This is a genomic window from Pedobacter sp. PACM 27299 (assembly GCF_001412655.1).
In the GTDB taxonomy this organism is placed as follows: domain Bacteria; phylum Bacteroidota; class Bacteroidia; order Sphingobacteriales; family Sphingobacteriaceae; genus Pedobacter.
Genome location: NZ_CP012996.1, coordinates 3,154,580 through 3,174,293, shown reverse-complemented (window position 1 = coordinate 3,174,293; position 19,714 = coordinate 3,154,580). Strand labels below are relative to the sequence as shown.

Genomic DNA, 19,714 nt, shown 5'->3' with positions numbered 1-19,714 from the left:
TTCTTTTTAAAGTATTTATCTTATTCTTTAAAACATCTTTTTGAGCACTTAATGCGCTGTTTGATACCTCTAAAGAACAGATAGCTACAGCAAAATCTGCCTTTCTATGTAGTACCTGCAAAGCATAAATCAAATTGCTTTATGGTATGGAGCGTTATTTTCCATAAAGCGGAATGCCTTTCCCGGTGCTTTTCCAATGGAACATTTGAAAAGTATTCCTTCTTTTTGTGGACCTAAATCCGCTGCATTACCATTTTGCTACTCCATACTCTGGAGGCAGGATTCGAACCTGCAATTGGTTTGTTACTCTACCGCTGAGTTATCCTGGTTGACCAGGAGCAGGATTCGAACCTGCGACACACAAATTTGACAATCAGCCATTTTAAACATCAGAATATTGCCGCTGATCAGCGCAATACTATGGAGCCATTAGAAACTCACAACTGTGGATGTTTATCCTTTCGATTGCCACCCCCTTTCGGGAATATCTTATTGTACTTTCGTACGTTTTGTTTTTTCAAAGAACCTGTCTTATTGTTGACCATACAAAGATGCAGGCGGTACTGCGCAGTGCATTTGCGCAATAAAAATATAAATCAATATTTTAAGTATAATACTGTAATTCAGACACATTAATTTAACAAAAATCTATTTTTAACAAATTATCATTTCAATTGCGCAGATATACTGCGCAGTAGATTCCATTTCCTATCTTTACCTGTGGCTAATTTTGATTTTTTAACCCCTAAGCTGTATTATGTCAGTAAATAAACTTGCCCTAATTCGATATAAAACCATTGATGAATGCCTGAAAAACAGATTTAGGAAATGGACACTGGATGACATCATAGAAAAGGTGGCTTCCAAACTATATGAATATGAAGGGATCACTTCCGGCGTAAGTAAGCGTACGATTCAGGCCGACATTCAATTGATGCGCAGTGATAAACTGGGATACAATGCACCAATTGTGGTTACTGACAGAAAATTCTATAGTTATAGTGATTTAGCTTACAGCATTACCAAGGTTCCCATCAATTCTGGTGATGTAGAGAAAATGAAAGAAATCGTTGGTGTGCTCAAGCAGTTTAATGGTTTTAATTATTTTGATGAGATGAGCGATATGATTGCCAAGCTGGAAAATAACCTTTATAAATCGACCAACCCCAGTAAAAACTTCATTCAATTTGAAAATAATCAGCGACTAAGAGGATTGGAATACATCAACCCACTTTACCAGGCTATCCTTCAGCAAAAGTCATTATTGATCGTTTACCGGTCTTTTAAGGCATTGCAAGCCAGCCAGGAGATTTATTTCCCTTATCTTCTAAAAGAATACAAAAACAGATGGTTTGTTATGGTCAAGGCAAAAAAAGGCACGCAATTGCTAACGCTCGCGCTTGATCGGATCATTGAATTTCAGGAACTTCCTAATGAACCATACGTTGAGTATAAAGGGGTAGATTTTGACCGTTATTTTGAAGACCTGCTTGGCGTCACCAAATCCGAAAGGGATCGGCCGCATAAAGTCATCTTAAAAATAAATAAACAAAATGCACCATATATATTAACTAAGCCATTGCATCATAGTCAGCAGGTGTTGAAAGAAGATCATGATGGTTTGACCTTTAGAATTGATGTGGTACTAAACTTTGAATTGGAAAGGGAAATTCTTGGCTTTGGAGAATGCATGAAAGTATTGGCGCCCCGAAACCTGGTTTCCAGAATTAAAAAAAGGCTTATTCAATCCGCTGGACAATACGACACAGAGGAATCAGCTATTTAAAATTGCTATAGACAGATACACAGCAGAGGTCATTAAAATTAATAGCAAATATAAAAACAAAGGAATCATATCCTTTATTTTGGCATAATCCAATAGAAGCAGTTGTTTACTCCATGTTATTTGCTAATATTTTTAGTTTTCTTCTAAGTTTTCATAAATTTGTATCATGAACCTTTTTGGAGAGACCGCACTATTTGACGGAGGTATTAAAAAGTATATTGACTTCGACTTGCCTGATACAGAATTACAGCTTTGGCAGCATTTTTTCTGTAAAACTGAAGCTGACCGCTATTTTAAAATGCTTTTTAGCGAAGTGCCCTGGCAGCAGCGCATGCGAAAAATGTACGATAAAATGGTCTTAGATCCTCGGCTAACTGCCTATTATGGAGGAGAAAATGGACATCAATGGACGCCAGCATTGCTGGAAATTAAAGCCTCAGTAGAAAAAGTCACAGAGATCAGTTTTGACCGTGTGCTTTTAAACCTGTATAGAAACGGTAAAGATTCCGTCTCCTGGCATAGTGACCACCTTCCTGCAGATGGCAAACATCATCACATTGCTTCAGTTACCTTTGGTGACACCAGGATTTTTAAGGTACGTCCTAAATCAACGCTAAACATTCAGCCACTTGATATCCCACTCAGCCACGGAAGTTTGCTGCTCATGGGAGAAACTATGCAACAGCACTATGAGCACCATATCCCAAAAACTTCCAGAGATATTGGCCCGAGAATCAACCTAACTTTTCGAATTTCTGAATCTTGCAAATAACCAGGTTTTCCAGAGGGTAATTTCATTCATTAGCAAAGACCTCAACTTTTTCAGGGGCTTATTCCCAATAAATCATCTCCATTGTTTGCATTACTTATATTTAAGTGTTTACCAATCTCCAATGCCTTTTTATAATGCTGTTCAATTAATGGCCGTTTTTTAACGGCAAATGCTTTTAGTTCCGGATCAGTTAAACCTGTACCATCTGTAAAAAGCTGCATCGTTTTCTGATGCTGATCGATCATCATACGTATATATTGTACCTCAAATTCCCGATTAGCCAGTGTATTCAGCACTTTCAGGTCTCCTTCTGCTTTCCCAGATAGGGCTTGTGCCAATTGAATTCCTTTTGCGCCAGCAATCCGATGAAGTTCAGTATTAGCCTTCTGATGGTCTTTTAACATCTTCGCCGCAAAAACCTTTACTTGTTTATCTTTACTTTTATTCATCGCCAGATTTGCAGCTTCGATCTCAAAAAGCTCCCCTGCTGAGGCGTTTAAGACGAACATTTTACCATTACCATTTACGTCCACATCTGCAGTTATGGCCTTTGCCCTTTGAGTCGAATCGCTCAAGGAATCTACTACTCCTGTCGCAGCTGCATCTCGGCCATTTCTATCCGCTTGAGTACAGGCCTGCATTCCGATCAGCAGACAAACAGGCAACACATTTCTCCAATACTTTTCCATAAGTGAATAATTTTAAATTAACTGGACTGATCAGGGCTATCCTGATTCAGCAGCCCTTTAACTAAGGCTTTCCATTGTGGATAAGAAAATCCAATTTTGGCGCCCCAGCCAACAAAAGTATTACGGACATTATCCAAAGGGTGATCCGTGTCAGTATTAGGAACTTCATTTCTACCATGTTCTTCCGCATAAATGGTTCGGCCAATACGCCTCACCTGAAATGTAGAAGTAGCTTGATCAGTCAGAAAATGTGCCGTATTCTGATCCTGATTTAGTGGATTATCGGAGGGCCTGGCAGTCATACTTAAGACTTCAGTCTCCCCTATAACCGCCGATTTAATTTCCTCAATAGTCACCCAATCGTATCCATTTCCAGCTTTCGTTCCCGGCCCTGGAATATCAATTTTAATTCGGTCTCCTTCTGTAGCCTTACGATGAACAGGAATACCATTAGCGTCAGTAAGATAAAAATCAGAAGAAGCACCACCAGCAAATTTAGCCCAGCGATTCACATCCAACAGACGCTCCCTGACAATTTTAAAAAAATAAATAGCTTCTGCTTCCGAACTCAACTCTATCTTTTCCACAGCATCCATTTTCGACCCTATGTCCTGAGCGGGTACATGTGAAGCTCCAGGATCATTAACCTTTTGTTTTTTTTCCATGACATCTCTTGATTTAAGCATCTCTTCGATCACTTCCAACTTTAACACACTGCATAACAGAATGTTTCAAACAAAAAATAATTAAAAACTACAGAAACAAATTCCCTATTTATATGTAACATTGAGTTTATAAACCTACAAACCAGTCAAACGATGAGTAACTATTCATTAACAGCAATCATCTTTATCCCCGAAGTGGCCGGATATTTTTTTCCTAACAGACATTTCGAACATATTTCAAGGAATATGCTCTATAGCCTGATGGTTGATAAGCTCGAAGCAATTCCACAGATTGGAAAGATTGTCATCAACACGGATGCCGGAAGAATTAAAGACCATTACTCCCGCTATAGTAAAATCAAAGTGATAGATGTTTATCGGCCAGAACTTCAGGAAATTGAATTGGAGCTGACCTCCGACAAAGCCACTGCTGCCATACTTGAACATGTGGAAACGGAACATATCCTTCAGCTTGGGCCGATCTTCCCTTTCCTAAGACAGCAAACGATCCAGGCTGCGATCGAAACTTATGACAAATATGTCCTTGACCCAGAGGATAGCCGTTATGATTCTCTTTTTACCATCAAAACACTGAATCGTAGACTTTATGACAGCGACAAGAATATAATGCGCGAAGATCGCCCCAATACCTTTGTTGAAGATGGAATCCTCCATATTTTCAACCGCCGTACTTTCCTCGCTAACGGAAATAGAAAAGTGGGCAAAAGCCCGTTTTCTTATGGTATCGATGATATAGAGAATTTGGCTATCGATTCAGAAGACAACTACAGACTCGCCGTGCTTATTGATGAGCACCGCTATCGCTTCCCTGGTGTTTTCAGCAGATTCAATGAATTTTTCTAACCCTCAAAAAAAGCAAAAAACCCTTGCTACCTACTGACAACAAGGGCTTTGCGCTCATTTTATTTTGATTGCGCCAGGATCTCCTTAAAGTAACTGTCGCTTTTTTTAAGTACCCCTGCTTTTTTTACTCCCCATCCTGCATAGATTTTGGCCTGCTGCACATCCTTTTGCGTCATCATTATTCTGCTGGCAGTACTCAATACCTCATAAGGCGCATCTGCTGTGATCACCAATTTCATCCAGTCTGCAAACAACTGCTTTTCTTCTTCATCTATCTTTGGCTGATTCAAGTACATCGCCATATACCTGATTTTATTGGTATCATCATTAAAGTTGGCCGCTGCATATTTGAAGAATGCTTTGTGGTCTCTATGCAGGTTGTAATAATAGCCTTCCGCGATATCCAGTTTAGCATAAGTCCAGCTGTCATCTGAATAATACGGTCTGACTGTTTTCAAAAACTTTTCAAAAGCCTCTGTATTGACTCCTTCTCCAATCCCTTTTAATTTCGAATTGATGATGGCTGCACGTTTCCCAGAAGCCAGATCCTGGCCGTATTTGCTTTCAAACTCCGCATAATGCTCCAGGAAGTAAGTATTCCAGTCCGGATCGATATTTTTCATCATTAGAAAAGGCACCGCCTGCTCCTCCTTTAAAACATCTTTGTTTTTAGCTAAATAGTTGATCATATCCTGAGCAACCATTGGTTTTCTAGCGCTGAACATCTGGGTATAAAAGTCCGGATGAGCAACTCCCAGATTCGCACTAAAACCAGCCATTACAACTCCATTTTTGGCTTTTACCTTTGCTTCTGCTAATCTTTTTTGAAATACATCTGCTTCCTGGTAACCAGAAAATCTGGAGACCAGCTGTCCATCTTCATTTAGAATCAGAAAAGTTGGGAAACCAGTGACTGCATATTTTACCTGGAGTGCTTTACCCAGCTCTTCTACCATAAAGTCGATCTTTACGCTGACAAAATTATCTTTCATCAGACGTGTCACATCAGACAATGGGAATACCTCATCATCCATTTGCTTACAAGGATGACAGCCCACAAAATAGCTGTCAATAAAGATCATTTTATGTTCTTTTTTAGCCAGATCCAGTAAGGCCTGCCAGCTGTTTACTTTTACAAACTGACCATCAGCCTTCTGCTGGGCCTGAGCAACGGCACTGCTGCAGAATAGCAGCAGCAATAAGCCATAATATTTAATTGTTTTCATGAATGTATGTTGGTTTTATCGGTTTCTTAATAGGTTTTAATCAGGGTATCTTTGATAAGCTTCCCTTCCTGCTGACTTTCAACTGTGTATTTTGTTCCTTCTGCCTGTTCCAGCATTTTAGGGAGCAGCTTAGGATCTTTCAATAGCTTATCGGCTGATAAACCGTTAATGCTGCTCACCTTCATTCCAGCTTTTAAACTGATCTGTGGATTTTCCGGAGCCACCAGTCCTTGTACCCATAAACTCCCGTCCAGATCAAAGCCAAACAGGTAGCCGCCAATGGAGAAATCATAGGGAAAGGCGTAACTCTTATTAGGGCTGAAATAGATTTCTTTACGCTGCAGGTTAATCGTAAAATTATACCTGCTGATCAGCCTGATACCTATCGATCCATCAAAGCCAGGCTTCCAGTCTTCACTTTGTCCGCCGCCAGCCATTAAGGAAATGGGCATGTTCTTAATTTCCGGCATTTTAGAAAAGGCAAAAGTCGCGGCTTTACCACTAAAGGTAGGCGTACTGATGCCCATGCTCGTCGTACTGCTATGGTATTCCGGTTTAAATCCGCCTACCAATAACCGGTTTTGCTTCACAAAAGGGCGAAAGCAAATCAGCTGGTAAGCTGCACCACTATCAAAAACAAAGCTGCCTGGAAAACTTTGTCCAGGGACGATTCCCAATACACCAGGGATGATAAACAATCCTGATGGTACGCTCACCGGCACGGCAACACCCGCTTGTGGATATTTGTAATCACCAAAATCATATAAAGAAATTTCCTTCAAGTCGAAATCTACCTTAGTGATGTATCTTTTGGCCAGTCCATTTCCGATGATGCCATCCGTACCTTTACTCATCTCTTCAAATAGGGCGATCCGCTGGTCTTTCCATTCAAAATCACCGAAATGCAGCACATTTCCTTCTGAGATCTTGATTTTCATCTGACCACCTACTACCGATGCATTCTGCTCAGCACTGTGCTTTATACCTATGCTGTCTGCAAGTGAAGATTTAAGCGCAATACCATCCGCTCCCGTATCAAATAACAACCTTAAAGGCTGCCGACTGCCATTAATTTTTACCTTCAGAATGATGGAACCATGTTCTGTTTCAAATGGGATTTTGGCGACTAACTTCGAGGCCTGATACCTGTTCATCCCATACAGCTGATCAAAAAGATCCAGATACAATAATTTAAACTCCTTATCGGCATACGCGGCGGTCTCCACCGGCGCTTTTCCTTTTGGATAGAGCTGTAAGCGAAGCTGCTGCTTCCCCCGATTTCCTGTACCCCTTTCAGACGGATGGAGTCACATGAATATCGGGAAGCTATTGTTTTTAGGCAGTTGACAGCCGTTTGGTGGCTATAGGCGCCAACGGAAAAATCAGCTGCAAGACTTTTCAGCAATGGGCCTTCGGATGCGCCAGCAAACATCGAATCCAGGCCCTGAATTAAGGTTTTCTGCGGATCTTCCTGCGCACAAACCGGCTGGGTAAAGGCCATAGCAAGTCCTAGCACCAGGGTACTTATTTTATAAATTCTCTTCATTGGAATAGCAAGATGTTTTTGGATAGATCAGGATGCAGCGGTATCGCTGCATCCTGAAGAATATTTTGCCAGAATGGCCTATATGATTATTTTGCCAGTGTTTTTTCCAATAAAGCTTTCAATGCCGGACTGGATGGTCTAGGTGAATCTACCGTTACAATTTTTCCTTCTTTATCAAATACCATAAAACGAGGAATACCTTTAATTTTATAATACTGTGCTAAATCTCCCCAACCGGAAGCAAACAATTGCAAACCGCCAAGATTTTCATCTTTTATCATTTTCAACCATTTATCTTTATCAGGAGCCTCATCTACAGAAATACTCACTACCTGCACATCCGTCCCCTTCATTTCTTCTTCCAGTTTTTTCAGGAATGGGATTTCTGCTTTACAAGGACCACACCAGGTTGCCCATACATCCACCAAAACTACTTTACCTTTCAAATCCGACATCTTCACTATTTTCCCGGTTTTATCAGGATAAGAGAAATTGAAGGCTACATCACCGGCTTTCAATAAGGCTAAAGGCGCAAGAATATCCATATTTCTTTTCTTTTGACTTTTAGTCAGCACATATTTGCCATGGGCATCCATCAGCTCTTTATAGTCTGCATAATTGCTCATTCCTGCAGCGCGATCCAATACCATATCCCCCTTTAATGTATCATTTGGTAAAAAGACAAACAGATCATTTACCCCTTCTACGCCTTTTCTGTATTTTACATTGCGCTGTCTCATTGCCACGCTCACTAAGCCGTTTAAAGTTCTTGCTCCCCAAGGGTTCGTGTAAACCATAGCGGTGTTTTTTGCGAAATCCTCCGGCTTCAAGGTACTGTAAAAAGGACTCCATTCCTCAATTGAAGGATGCGCAGAACGCGGCGTATTCAGGAAATTACTGGCAAAAGAAGCCATATCCCAGTTCATGTACTCCTTCATCTTTTTATCAAACTTAGGATTGCCGCTTACCTTTCCATTTAAAAAGGTTTTCGTCTTTACAGAGATCTCTTCCAGCTTAGGAAAGAAATCCACGAAAGTACTGTTGTTTTTCATGAAGTTGATGGACTTCTGTTCCAAAGGATTCACCAGGTCATGCCATTGGGTAAGGATCACATTTTCTTTGGAATTCAGCTTCCCATTCAATACATAGCTGGAGTCAAGGATAGACAAAGACAATTTTTCGCCTCCTTTAAAATAGAATTTATAATTGTCGCTCGGACTTGTAGCATTGCCGATTCCTACTACATATAAGCCTTCATATTCAGGATAAAACAGCAGGCCAAAGTTTCCTTTTTCAGAAGGCATGGCACTGGCCATCTCTACTACTTTCCCTTCGGATACTTTAAAAAGCCTTACCGGAGCAATCTTTTCCTTTTTTAATAGCCCGGTGATTTCTACAGGCAATTGTGCAAATCCGCTGGATGCGGCCAATGAAAGGGCTGCCAGCGTACATAGTTTTTTCAGGTTCATTTGTTTAGTTTATTTAAGATGATTTGACCGGGCTTAAGCCCGGTCTATTTTATTTAGCGTTCGCGGTAACTGACACTGACAATTTTTCCAAATCCTTCATAGCTTTCTCCTAAAGTCAGCGCGGCATTCAAGCCCGGTACTACATAAAGTTCCATTTTACCATTTTTACCTGCAGGTAAAGCCGGGTTATAACTACCGATCAGCAATTGGTTTCTTCTGCTCTGGTAGTATGGTCTTGAGTTTCCTGTATTGCGGAATGGCTGGAATTTCATCAGGCTGATCTGCTCCGCACCTTTATCCAGCATCAGTTTGGTGGTTTTCAAAGAAGTATCAAACTCGTAAACTTTTCCTCCGGCACTGTAAAATAGGTAACCATACACCGGGCTGATGGCAAACTTATCTGCACTCGCGATATCTGGACCCGTCATTTCCGAGAAATAATTCTGAATACCACTGAACATATTGAACTTAGTCAGGTAAATTTTTCCGGAAGGGTCTTTTAATACGGCAAAGACATCACCGCCCCCAAAAACAGAATAATCCATATACACCAGATCCATGCCCACGTTGTTATAATCGAAAAAGGCATTGTCTTGTTTCAGCATCGGATTACAGTTAGATTCATTATTAGAATGCTTTACGAACCTTTTCTTTACTGTATCAAATAGCACTGCCGTTGCATTCAGGGTTTTTGGATCTCTTGCTGCGGGTACAAAAGGCGCGGCTTTGAAAGGCGCGGTCTCTCCTTTCAGCAAATTGATGGGCGTGCCATAACTAATCTGGTAGGTGGCGTAATTGTAATACACATTCCCATTGGCTAACATATAAGAATTGGCATTTTCCTCAATGATTCCTGAAATAAAATCTGCGTGGAAGTTATCAGAAACATTCGCCACCATCTCATATTTGATATTAAAGGTATTTTTCCATTTGAAGGTTTCAGGATCTACGCGATCGGTTCGCTGATCGGTAGACACATAGATGCCATAAACGGTACGACTATAAGGATAGCAATAGACATCCACAGGTTTGCCCTGTAAAACCAGCTCAGATCCGGTAGTCCCCAATATATCTGCTACAGGCAAATAAACATCTTTGATTTTAGAGATCATATCCAATCTCGCTGCACCATTCACATCATTTAACACCATCCAGCCTTCGTAAATACTGGTCTCCACATTCAAGCGGAACATGCGGGTATAGGCAACGCCGGTCTTATTATCCGTCACGGTATAATAGACCTTATAAGGCCCTGGCGGTACTTTAAGGACGATATCCAGGTTTCTTGTTTTGGCAAGATCATTTTTCTGATCCTTCGGCAATACACTTGAGCCCATATTCAGGGCAATCCATTCATAGCTGTAATCCGCTTCATTTCCAGCTGGATCCAGGGTGAAATCCAGTTTTGGGTTAATTTGAAAACGCTCTCCCAATAAACCAAAGTAGGCAGAATCAATTCCTGCAAACTTGACTTTATTGATTTCCTGGTAGTCGTAGTTCCCGATGTCTTTGCCACAAGAGCAGACTAGGAACAGCAAACCTATTGATAATGCTGTTTTAATATATTTATAAGTCATAAAATATCTTATTAATTTTCTAAAGAGACTATTGAACGCTTGGACCCATCACCATTTCTCTACCATCATCCTCATACACTGTTTTACCTGAAGCCTTCATATCGTTCAGGTAGCGCTGCAAAAACGTACCGTAGTACTGCACTTTACCGATAGACGTCAAGCTAGTATTATCCAGATCCCCTATATTTGGGATCTCTGCTACTTCTGCCAGCAGGAACAGCTTCTTCCTGCTGAAAGCTCCCAGATAGGCATCTAACCAGGCCGCAGGTTTTTTCAGAATATCATTCATCCAGATGGTATGTTTGATAAAGCTGAGTCTTTTCCCCGTCGTAGCATTGACCAGGCGATCCTTCATTGGTATTCCAAAATGCTCGTTCTCCTCCAGGTTGAGCACCAGTAGAAAATTATTGCTGAGCATATCGGCAGTTCTATGCAGGTTGATAAAAATATATTGCTCTGTGCCATTGGCGGGGATCACAAACTTTTGATTTAAGATCTGATAATGAGTTCCTGAAATGGCCGTGGTTTTTGGATCGAGGGTCAATTTAAACTCCCTTTCTACAGGGCTCGGTGCACCTGAAATCTGGACTGGAATGGCAATCAGCGAATCTTTTACCGAAGCTTTTACATAGGAAAAAGAAATCGCGGTACTGTCCCTTCCCGGGTTATTGGAAAATTGAAGTGTGGCCAGGCGGAAGTAAATCCCCGCTGTGCCGGCATAGGTATTCAATCCTTTTTTACAGGCTGTAAATGCGACAGAAAGCAGCAAAACAGCGATGATGATATGATTTTTTTTCATTTTGTAATCTTTTATATTGATCATCGTGGATTTAATTCAGACAAAGGCAATGGAAAAACATACCTGGAAAGATTGACGGTCAGATTTCCACTCGCCACCAATGGATTTGGTACTGAAGTGATGTTGCGTCTTTTATAGTAAAACCACAATTGCCCTTCTCCAAAAAACTCTTTCTGGTATTCCTTCTGTAATTCGGTCAGCAATACCGCAGTTCCTGGTAAATCCAGTAGCCCTCTTTTGTTTCTGACTGTATTCAGATAACTGACATTCTGGTCAGCCTCTGCCGCAATCAGGTACATTTCACTCAACCTGAGCAATGGCACTGTAAAGCGATAGATCAGCTTTTTGTTGGAGATATCCGCATATTTAAAAAAGGTCTTATATGACTTTCCGGCGATGCCTGTCAGAATCCAGTTCGGGTTGTAACGATAATCGTTTTCATTGTTTTCAAAAACGGTTTTCAATCGCGCATCTAAAGGAGCCAGCACATTTCTATCTTCCACATCAGGGGCAAAATAAGCCCTGTAATTGTCATAAAGATCCAGACTTTGTAAACCAAACAGGATCTCCGTAGAAAACACACGGTCAGGATCCAGCTTATCGGTCAATATTTTCTCAGGCGTAATCCATGGGAATTTTGAGGCATTATTGATCACCACCTTAGCGGCGGCGGATGCGGTTACGCGATCACCACGGTACATATTCACCCTTGCCTGCAGGCCTTTTATAGCGAAATAATTCATTCTATAATTGCGCAGGTTCAGAAAACCCTGCTCTGAAACATTGGTAATTCCTGATCTCCTTACCGGATCATTACCCAGCATTGCCTCAGCGGTCTGCAGATCTGCAATAATTTTCTGTATTACCACATTGGCAGGAAGCAGGTCGCCGATCTCAGTACCAGCCTTGGTATAGTAAGGAATTGAAGTTTTGGTAGAATCCGCAGTGTTATAATTTGGTCCATACATCCTGAGCAAATCAAACTGGAGGAAGGCCCTTAAGCCATAAGCCTCACCTCTGAAAAGAGAATCGGTTTTACCATCCAGCACCCCTGAATACACATCTAGGTTGGCAATGAATTTGTTCAGGTTCACTACATTGATGTAACTTTTAGTCCAGATCACATCCAGCTCTGCCTTCACGTCTTTATTCTCATAATCATAGGACTGGTATTTTGTAAGGCTGTGCACACCACTCACATTGTATCGCTGCGCCAGTATTTCCAGGGTTGTACTGGTTAAATTTGCCCCATAGAGTTTCGTTTTTCCCATGTCAATGTATACGCTATTGATGGCATCGGAAATCCCTTCCACACTTGAAAAAATCTGTTTCTCTGTAAATTTATCTTCGGGCTGAATGTCCAGCCATTTTTTACAGGACATCATGGCCATCAGCAGGCAGATGGCCAGTATTGAATATAGGTTTTTAGTTATTCTGTTCATGAGTATAGGCTAAAAGCTTGCGTTTAAACTAAAGGACAATGATTTGGCAAATGGATAATCGATTCCTCTTTCTCTTTGAATGGTAGAAATACGAAAGATGTCGTTCATATATCCATTCAGACGCAGAGAAGAAAGCCCCATTTGTTTCAACCATTTATTTTGCAGGAAATTATAACCAAAACTGATCGACTCTCCACTGATCATATCTTCTTTCTGTACAAAGCGGGAACTCATCTCTGTCTTATCGGTTAAGCTGATAGACTTGAAGGTGGCCAGGTCGCCTGGATTTTGCCAGCGATCGTATAAAGCTCTTTTGTCCTGGTTGTTCATTAACTCCTGAGATGAGATGTTTTCCACCTTATTGTAAAGTGCCGTATTGAAAATTTCCCGACCCAGGATGTAGCGGATGCTGGCGCCAAAACTAAAACCTTTATAGGTTACTACATGGCTGAATACACCTTCTACAGTCGGCTGGCCATTTCCTACGCTCACAATATCTCCTGGATCATAAATAAAAGTATACTGACCATTTTTCTTCAGGAAGATCTCCCTTCCTGTGGCTGGATCAATGCCCATCGATGGAACTGCCCAGATGTCGTCAGGGCTGAAGCCATCTTTGTAACGGGTCAATGAATTTGAGCTCTGTGCCTTGGTGTTTAAAGAAGCCAGCTGGTTATTGAACCCTGCATATTTACTTTTGTAAATGGAACCGGTAAGACCTATGGTCCACAACACGCGGTCTTCAGGTCTGTAAATCGGAGAAAATTTCAGGTTGGCTTCAAAGCCTTTAGTGTCCAGCAAGCCGGCATTAATCGGAAAAGATTTGATCCCTGTAGAAGAAGGAAGGTCTATGGCTACGACCAATGGATCCGTTTTCTTTCTATAAGCATTTACATTCAGACTCAGTTTATTGCGAAACATAACGATGTCTGTTCCCAGATTCGTTTGCACTGAATTTTGCCATTTCAGGTTAGGATTACCCAGCGAGTTCAGCGAAACCCCTTGCCCGTACAAATTAATATATGAATCGTATCCATAGGTGGAGATGGAAGAAACGGAAGCAAAGTTCTGATTTCCAGTGATCCCGACATTGGCAATCAATCTGAACGTATTGATCCAGCTCACTGATTTCATAAATTCTTCCTGATGGATATTCCAGCCTAAACCTCCACTGTAATATGGCGCATATTTCTTGTTTGCACCGAAAGCAGTAGAGCCATCGTATCTAAAGGACACATCGGCCAGGTAGCGACCTTCGTAAGCATAGTTGGCCGAAAACAGTATTGAATTCGTACGTGTTTTTCCAATTTGTGCTTCAGGTCTGGAATCCGGTTTATAGCTATAGGCAAAACTTGGGTTTCCATTGCTGGAAGCCGGAAAACCCACTGCTCGAAACAGCACATTTTCATTATTATTTTCTCTGATGTCTGCGCGGATATTTGCATTTAAGGAATGTTTTTCAGCAATCACCTTACCGTAAGTCATCATCAGGTAGCCATTATAGCTAAAGTTATCGGTGCGGCTATTTTTATAAGAGCCCTTCTCAAAAATACTGGTATCATCAAATGAAGTATGCAGCGGAGAAAGAAAATCAATCCCTGTGGTGATTCCTTTTTGAACCTGAATTGCACTTTGTAAACGCAGTCCATCAGTCAGGTCTACATTCATTTGAAGGTTGTTCTGAATGGCGAAGTTCTTCGTGCTGCTCAAGCTGTTTAGCCTGGCATTGTACATAGGGTTTGTCACCTTGTAAAATGAACCGACATTGTCCTTGGAATTTTCCAGGTAACGACTGGTTAAATCTTTCCTATAATAAGGATTGGCATTTACAAAATTGGCAAAGGAACCATAAGGGGATTCTTTACCGGTATAACCATTGATGTAAATCTGATTGGAAAGGTTAAATTTACCTTTGCGATAGTTTAAGTCCACATTTCCGGCCCAATCTTCTCTTCCAGATCCTTTCATGGCACCAGCATTCTTTTTATAAGTTAATCCAACACCATAACGAAGCGATTGATCTCCTCCATCCGCATAAATAGAATACCTTTGTGAGAAGCCGGTTTGTACCGGTTCATTTAACCAGTACGTATCTACACCGCGTTTGGCATTTCCCAATCTGATTGCATAAAGAGAGTCCAGGAATATTTGCTGGGTCGGATTTGGCCCTAATCTGTTCTGGTCTACTGTATAAGCACCAGACAACTTTTCGAAGCGCAGCTTTTCTTCTGAATTCATCATGTTATAGCCAGACAAATCAGGAATCTCCACAGAAAAGTCGCTGCTGAAATTCAGGCGCATCTCTCCTGGTCTTGGCTTAAGGGTTTCAATAACCACGACCCCGTTTGAGGCTTTAGAACCATACATCGCTGTGGAAGCTGCATCCTTTAGGATGGTCACCGATGCAATCCTGTTCATGTTCAAATCAACAATGGTACGAAGAGAGGTTTCAAAACCATCCAAAATAAACAAAGGCTGGTTGGGATCTGAGGCGAACTGATCCTGTAAAGTGGAAGAGATACTGGTTTTACCACGGATCTCAATATTGGGCAGTACATTGGGATTGGATCCAAATTTATTGTTTTCCAATTGAATAAAGGACGGATCGAGGGCACGTAAGCTCTGGATCACATTCTGATTTCCAATGGCTTTCAGTTGCTCCCCGCTAAAGGTGGCTGTAGCACCGGTAAAGCTATTTTTATTCCTGGTAATCCCCATACCAGTGATCACCACATCTTTCATGTTGTTTTCGGCAACCTGCATATTGACGATCAGCGGATTCTGACTGCCTTTCACTTTCAGTTCCTGACTTTCATAGCCCACGTAAGAGACCAATAAGATGGCATTCTCAGAAGGCACAGAAATCCGGAATTCTCCATTTGTGTTGGTCATGGCTCCTGCACGCTGATCAGAGATGCCTTTGATGCGAATCGAAGCACTTGGAATAGGTTTTCCAGTTTCATCCAGCACCTTTCCAATCACCCAGATGGCTCTTTTTGCCAGCACCTGAGGGCTCACATATTGCAATACGATAGTCTTCTCTTCTATTTTAAAGGTTAAGGGTTGATCTTCAAAACATAATCCTAATACTTCTTCTACAGAAGCATTCTTTACATTTACCGTAACGGGTTTGGCCTTAGCCATCATCCCGGCATTGTAAAAGAAGTCATAGCCACTTTGTTTTCTGATTTTCTGAATGATCTGCTCTAGCGGAGCAGCATTTTCCTTTAGTGTAATCTGGGCATAGCCGGTTGCGCTAACCTGCAGAACTACAGCAGTTAAAAATACTAATGTCAGTTTCAATTTTAATAATATCCTGGCATAAACATGGCAGAATTCACCATGTTTAAATCTCCTGTGAAATTTCATACATTTGTTTAGTTTGGGTTTAGGTTCCAATGTTTGTAATTCGATTTATTGACAGCCGGCCCGAACAATTACTCCATAAAGAGTACATAGACCAGGGGCGTTGCAACCGCCTCTGGCTCTAATTATTGATCGGGATGTAGCATGGAAAGTAGAAGTTTAAGGCATAACGGTGATCCTCCTTCCCTCAAACTTAAAGTGAACTGTTCCTGTTAATACCATGGTGCGGAGCGTCTGCTTAATATTTTTACTTCTGGATATGGTTCCAGAGAAAGTGACCTTTGCCATCTCGTCCGGACAAATTACTTCGACATCATACCAGCGGGAAATTTCCCTCATAATGTCCCCGAGTTCTTCATTGTGGAATACAAAAGTGTTGTTCTTCCAGGCAATGGCTTCCTCCACATCTACTTTTTGAACGTTAAAAGTTCTTTCTTTTAATACCGATTGCTCTCCGGGACTCAGCACCGCTGAAACGTCCAGATCATTCAGCTGCACTTTCACCTTACCTTCCAGCAGGGTTGTTTTCACAAAGCCATCCTCCTCATAAGAGCTGATGTTAAAATGTGTTCCCAATACCGACACCATTTGTCGGGCAGTGTTCACTTTAAAAGGTCGTTCCTTATCCGGGCTGACTTCAAAATAACCTTCTCCTGTCAGCTCCACTTTACGTTCCTGATCCCCAAAAGCAATAGGATATTTTAAACTGGAGGCGGCGTTCAGCCATACCTTAGTTCCATCAGGAAGGTTGATCTGGTACTGTCCGCCTTTTGGGGTGCTGATCGTGTTGTAAGTCCGAACGGTAGATGTCGCTGCATTTGAAGGACTCATCGTATAAACCAGTTGTCCGTCTTTGGTTTTGGTGATGGTGATGCCAGCCTGACTGGCTAGTTTTCCATTTGCCGCTTCATCCAGGCTGATTTTTGAGCCGTCAGCCAGCGTTAACATTGCTTTTGGGCCACCTGGCCGAATACTCGCTTCTTCCTGCTTTAATCTGGCAATAGCATTCGATGCGCGCTGATTTTTAATAAACAGTACGCCTAAGCCGAGCACCAGTACAATAGAAGCTGCTGCGGCTATCGCTGGCCATACCTTCAGTTTTTTTGGTTGTGGGGTATGAATTGGCAATCTCGCCCATACCGCAGATTTTGCCGCCTTCAGTCCTGCTAGATCTAAATCAGAAGTTTCTTCTTCATAATTAAGGTACCAGGTTTCCAGCATGGCGAGTTCCTCCGGGCTACAATTCCCTTCTTTATATTTTTTTAGCAGCGCGATGGCGTCCTTGTTCTCTATTGACATTTAATCAGCTTAAAATCTTCTTTATTCAGGTATTTCTCCTCATTTATGACTGCTGTTAAAAAACAGTCCTGCAAAAAGAATTATGGTCCTTTTAAGAATAGACGGGAAGACATGGGGTGATGGGGTAGAAAGAATTAATATTTATTTTATAATAATTTTACAAACTTAGGAAAAGCATCATTCCAAGCTTCATACGCAAGATTCTCAGCGCATTATTGATTTGCTTTCTGACCGTCTGATCTGAAAGATTCAATTGTGCAGCAATCTCCTTATGTGTCATTCCCTGTTTTCTGCTGAGCTCAAATACCTCACGCATCTTGGGAGGCAACTCAGAAATGCCCCTTTCAATCAATTCAGCCATTTGTCGTTCCCGAACCTGATGGTCGGTCACACAATAGCCTTGTTCCATGAAATTTTGTAAGGAGTTTACATACCTATTTTCCACCTGCTGATGTGCAATGACATCGAGAATGCGGTTTCGAACGGCGGTATACAGGTAAGCAGCGAGACTGCTTTTAACCAGCAGTTCATCTCTTTTGTTCCAAATGCCCGCAAATAGCTCATGGACTACATCCTGAGCTTCTTCCCTATCCTTCAATCGTTGATAAGCATGAATGTACAACTCATCAAAATAGCGGTTGTAAATCATCGTATACGCGGCAGCATTTCCTTCTTTTAAGAGAGCGATTAATTCTAAATCAGAAAGTAAAGTTTGAGTCAACACTATCGCCCCCCAGCTATAATTAGAACTATAAAACAAATATCACCATAGCACAGAAACAAACTATTCATTGCCCTGTAAGACAATCGCTTCTGGTGTTATTCCAAATAAAGTTCTGTGGAGACCAAAAGTAATATTAAATAGATAAAAATCAAATCCTAAATGACCTTTTCAAATTTCTACCATTCACATCGGTAAATCCAGTTACAAATCCATTAGCATCTACAGAAAATTTATAATCCACCGCTTTTTCATTCATATAAAAATTATTAAATAATTATTTCCCCAAAATCCGATTTATAAACCTCCGACTAGGCCCTTCTACCCACCGATAAGTGACATAAGAGATCAGAATGAGTAAGATCAGGTAAACCACACAATAGCCCAGGCCAAGAAAAAAATCAATATTCTGTTTGCCTCTCCCTATTCCTGTAGTCCCCGGCAAATATGCACCATGTGAAAATGGCTCTTGCAGAAAGATTTGCATGAGGTAAACGGAATAAGAAATATTCCCTAGAAACTGCATGAATTTCCGGTTGCAGAAATCTGCGATCTTACCCGTGTTTGCCGTAAAACTAAGCACAAGGATAGCGAATAGAAAAACTGTAATGCCATCATTCAGTGCAAAATGCAATGACAGGATTATCCCAGCAATGATCAGCAAGGATGCAGTATCAGAGGAAAATGCTTTTCTAATTGCTCGTGATTCGTAGAGCAGGTATACGAGCACACCCGTGGTGAAACCAGCTATTCCCCGGATGTAACCATAGTCGAATGTCGTATTTAGGTTATGAGGAACGGGTATCGCCGGATTAATTGGATTTACCCGCGGAAGTAGGTACATAATCGCATAATAGGCTGTTACGATCAACACTGTAAATATCAGTACCGCAACTGCTTTTTTTTTATTGATGAATAGTGCAATTACTGGAAACAAAAGGTAAGCTGCAAATTCAGCACTGATGCTCCAGGATGGAATATTCCAGGAATAGATATGGGTAAGGCCAAAGGAATGCAGTAGAAAGATATTCGGTAAAATATCTGCTGGCTGTTCAAGGATGATTGGTGGATTGCCCCAATTTGTAAGCCAGCGTACAATTACGACCAGCAGCAGGAGTGAAAATATATGCAGTGGATAAACCCTCGCGAAACGCGCAACAAGGAACTTTTTTAGGGTATCTGCCTGTATTTTTTGCTTAAAGTCATTGCTGTATACATGCATCATAATAAAACCACTCATGATAAAAAACAGATCCACCATCAGGTAGCACTTTTCAAAAAACATAGATTGAGCAGCAGGAACAAAGCGGGCAACTGCCATTTCAAAATGGAATACGGCCACAAGTAATGCTGCAATACCACGTAAAGCAGTTAATGAAGAAAGGTACTCCACTTTATGTGCTGTGATTTTAAAAGTTTTAGCACTTACTGCCGTTGGTTCTTCGGCGGAAGTCGCATAGTTTAGGGATTGATTCATTTTGTGATTAATGATT

Annotated in this window: 16 protein-coding genes; 3 read left to right on the top strand and 13 right to left on the bottom strand. The window is 41.3% G+C overall.

What is annotated here, in order from left to right; translation table 11 throughout:
* Positions 1-757 precede the first annotated feature (757 nt).
* A complete protein-coding gene (locus AQ505_RS13375) occupies positions 758-1,786 on the top strand; it encodes a helix-turn-helix transcriptional regulator (protein WP_062548649.1) in 1,029 nt (342 codons plus the stop codon).
* 166 nt (positions 1,787-1,952) lie between these two features.
* Positions 1,953-2,558: an alpha-ketoglutarate-dependent dioxygenase AlkB family protein gene (locus AQ505_RS13370; protein WP_062548648.1), complete on the top strand. Its 606-nt coding sequence runs from the start codon at positions 1,953-1,955 to the stop codon at positions 2,556-2,558.
* A gap of 50 nt (positions 2,559-2,608) precedes the next feature.
* Here the strand turns inward: AQ505_RS13370 and AQ505_RS13365 are convergent, their stop codons facing one another.
* Complete coding sequence (locus tag AQ505_RS13365; protein WP_062548647.1) at positions 2,609-3,247, bottom strand: DUF4142 domain-containing protein; 639 nt, start codon at positions 3,245-3,247, stop codon at positions 2,609-2,611.
* Between the two features lie 17 nt (positions 3,248-3,264).
* On the bottom strand, positions 3,265-3,912 hold the full coding sequence (locus AQ505_RS13360) for a hypothetical protein (RefSeq protein WP_062551009.1): 648 nt from the start codon (positions 3,910-3,912) through the stop codon (positions 3,265-3,267).
* 153 nt (positions 3,913-4,065) lie between these two features.
* Here AQ505_RS13360 and AQ505_RS13355 point away from each other — a divergent pair, with 153 nt between their 5' ends.
* Entirely contained in the window at positions 4,066-4,776 is a 711-nt protein-coding gene (locus AQ505_RS13355; RefSeq protein WP_062548646.1) for a cytidylyltransferase domain-containing protein, read from the top strand.
* 59 nt (positions 4,777-4,835) lie between these two features.
* On the opposite strand, the gene AQ505_RS13350 is transcribed toward AQ505_RS13355, so the two are convergent.
* From AQ505_RS13350 to AQ505_RS13300, 11 genes are all read right to left on the bottom strand, one after another.
* Positions 4,836-6,002 (bottom strand): thioredoxin family protein, encoded by a 1,167-nt coding sequence (locus AQ505_RS13350; protein WP_062548645.1) that lies wholly within the window; start codon positions 6,000-6,002, stop codon positions 4,836-4,838.
* Positions 6,003-6,028: 26 nt separating this feature from the next.
* Entirely contained in the window at positions 6,029-7,228 is a 1,200-nt protein-coding gene (locus AQ505_RS13345) for an aspartyl protease family protein (protein WP_157262363.1), read from the bottom strand.
* On the bottom strand, positions 7,153-7,548 hold the full coding sequence (locus tag AQ505_RS13340) for a hypothetical protein (protein ID WP_157262361.1): 396 nt from the start codon (positions 7,546-7,548) through the stop codon (positions 7,153-7,155). Before AQ505_RS13340 ends, AQ505_RS13345 begins: the two co-directional genes overlap by 76 nt.
* A gap of 86 nt (positions 7,549-7,634) precedes the next feature.
* Positions 7,635-9,017: a TlpA family protein disulfide reductase gene (locus tag AQ505_RS13335; protein WP_157262359.1), complete on the bottom strand. Its 1,383-nt coding sequence runs from the start codon at positions 9,015-9,017 to the stop codon at positions 7,635-7,637.
* Positions 9,018-9,070: 53 nt separating this feature from the next.
* On the bottom strand, positions 9,071-10,594 hold the full coding sequence (locus tag AQ505_RS13330) for a PKD-like family lipoprotein (protein WP_062548642.1): 1,524 nt from the start codon (positions 10,592-10,594) through the stop codon (positions 9,071-9,073).
* Between the two features lie 28 nt (positions 10,595-10,622).
* Positions 10,623-11,393, bottom strand: coding sequence for a DUF4843 domain-containing protein (locus tag AQ505_RS13325; RefSeq protein WP_197286177.1), 771 nt, complete (start codon positions 11,391-11,393; stop codon positions 10,623-10,625).
* Positions 11,394-11,413: 20 nt separating this feature from the next.
* Positions 11,414-12,835, bottom strand: a complete 1,422-nt coding sequence (locus AQ505_RS13320) for a RagB/SusD family nutrient uptake outer membrane protein (RefSeq protein ID WP_062548640.1) — start codon at positions 12,833-12,835, stop codon at positions 11,414-11,416.
* A gap of 9 nt (positions 12,836-12,844) precedes the next feature.
* On the bottom strand, positions 12,845-16,204 hold the full coding sequence (locus tag AQ505_RS13315; RefSeq protein ID WP_062548639.1) for a SusC/RagA family TonB-linked outer membrane protein: 3,360 nt from the start codon (positions 16,202-16,204) through the stop codon (positions 12,845-12,847).
* Between the two features lie 156 nt (positions 16,205-16,360).
* Positions 16,361-17,500: a FecR family protein gene (locus AQ505_RS13310; RefSeq protein WP_062548638.1), complete on the bottom strand. Its 1,140-nt coding sequence runs from the start codon at positions 17,498-17,500 to the stop codon at positions 16,361-16,363.
* Between the two features lie 157 nt (positions 17,501-17,657).
* Positions 17,658-18,224 (bottom strand): RNA polymerase sigma-70 factor, encoded by a 567-nt coding sequence (locus AQ505_RS13305; protein WP_062548637.1) that lies wholly within the window; start codon positions 18,222-18,224, stop codon positions 17,658-17,660.
* Between the two features lie 274 nt (positions 18,225-18,498).
* A complete protein-coding gene (locus AQ505_RS13300; protein ID WP_062548636.1) occupies positions 18,499-19,698 on the bottom strand; it encodes an acyltransferase family protein in 1,200 nt (399 codons plus the stop codon).
* Positions 19,699-19,714 lie beyond the last annotated feature (16 nt).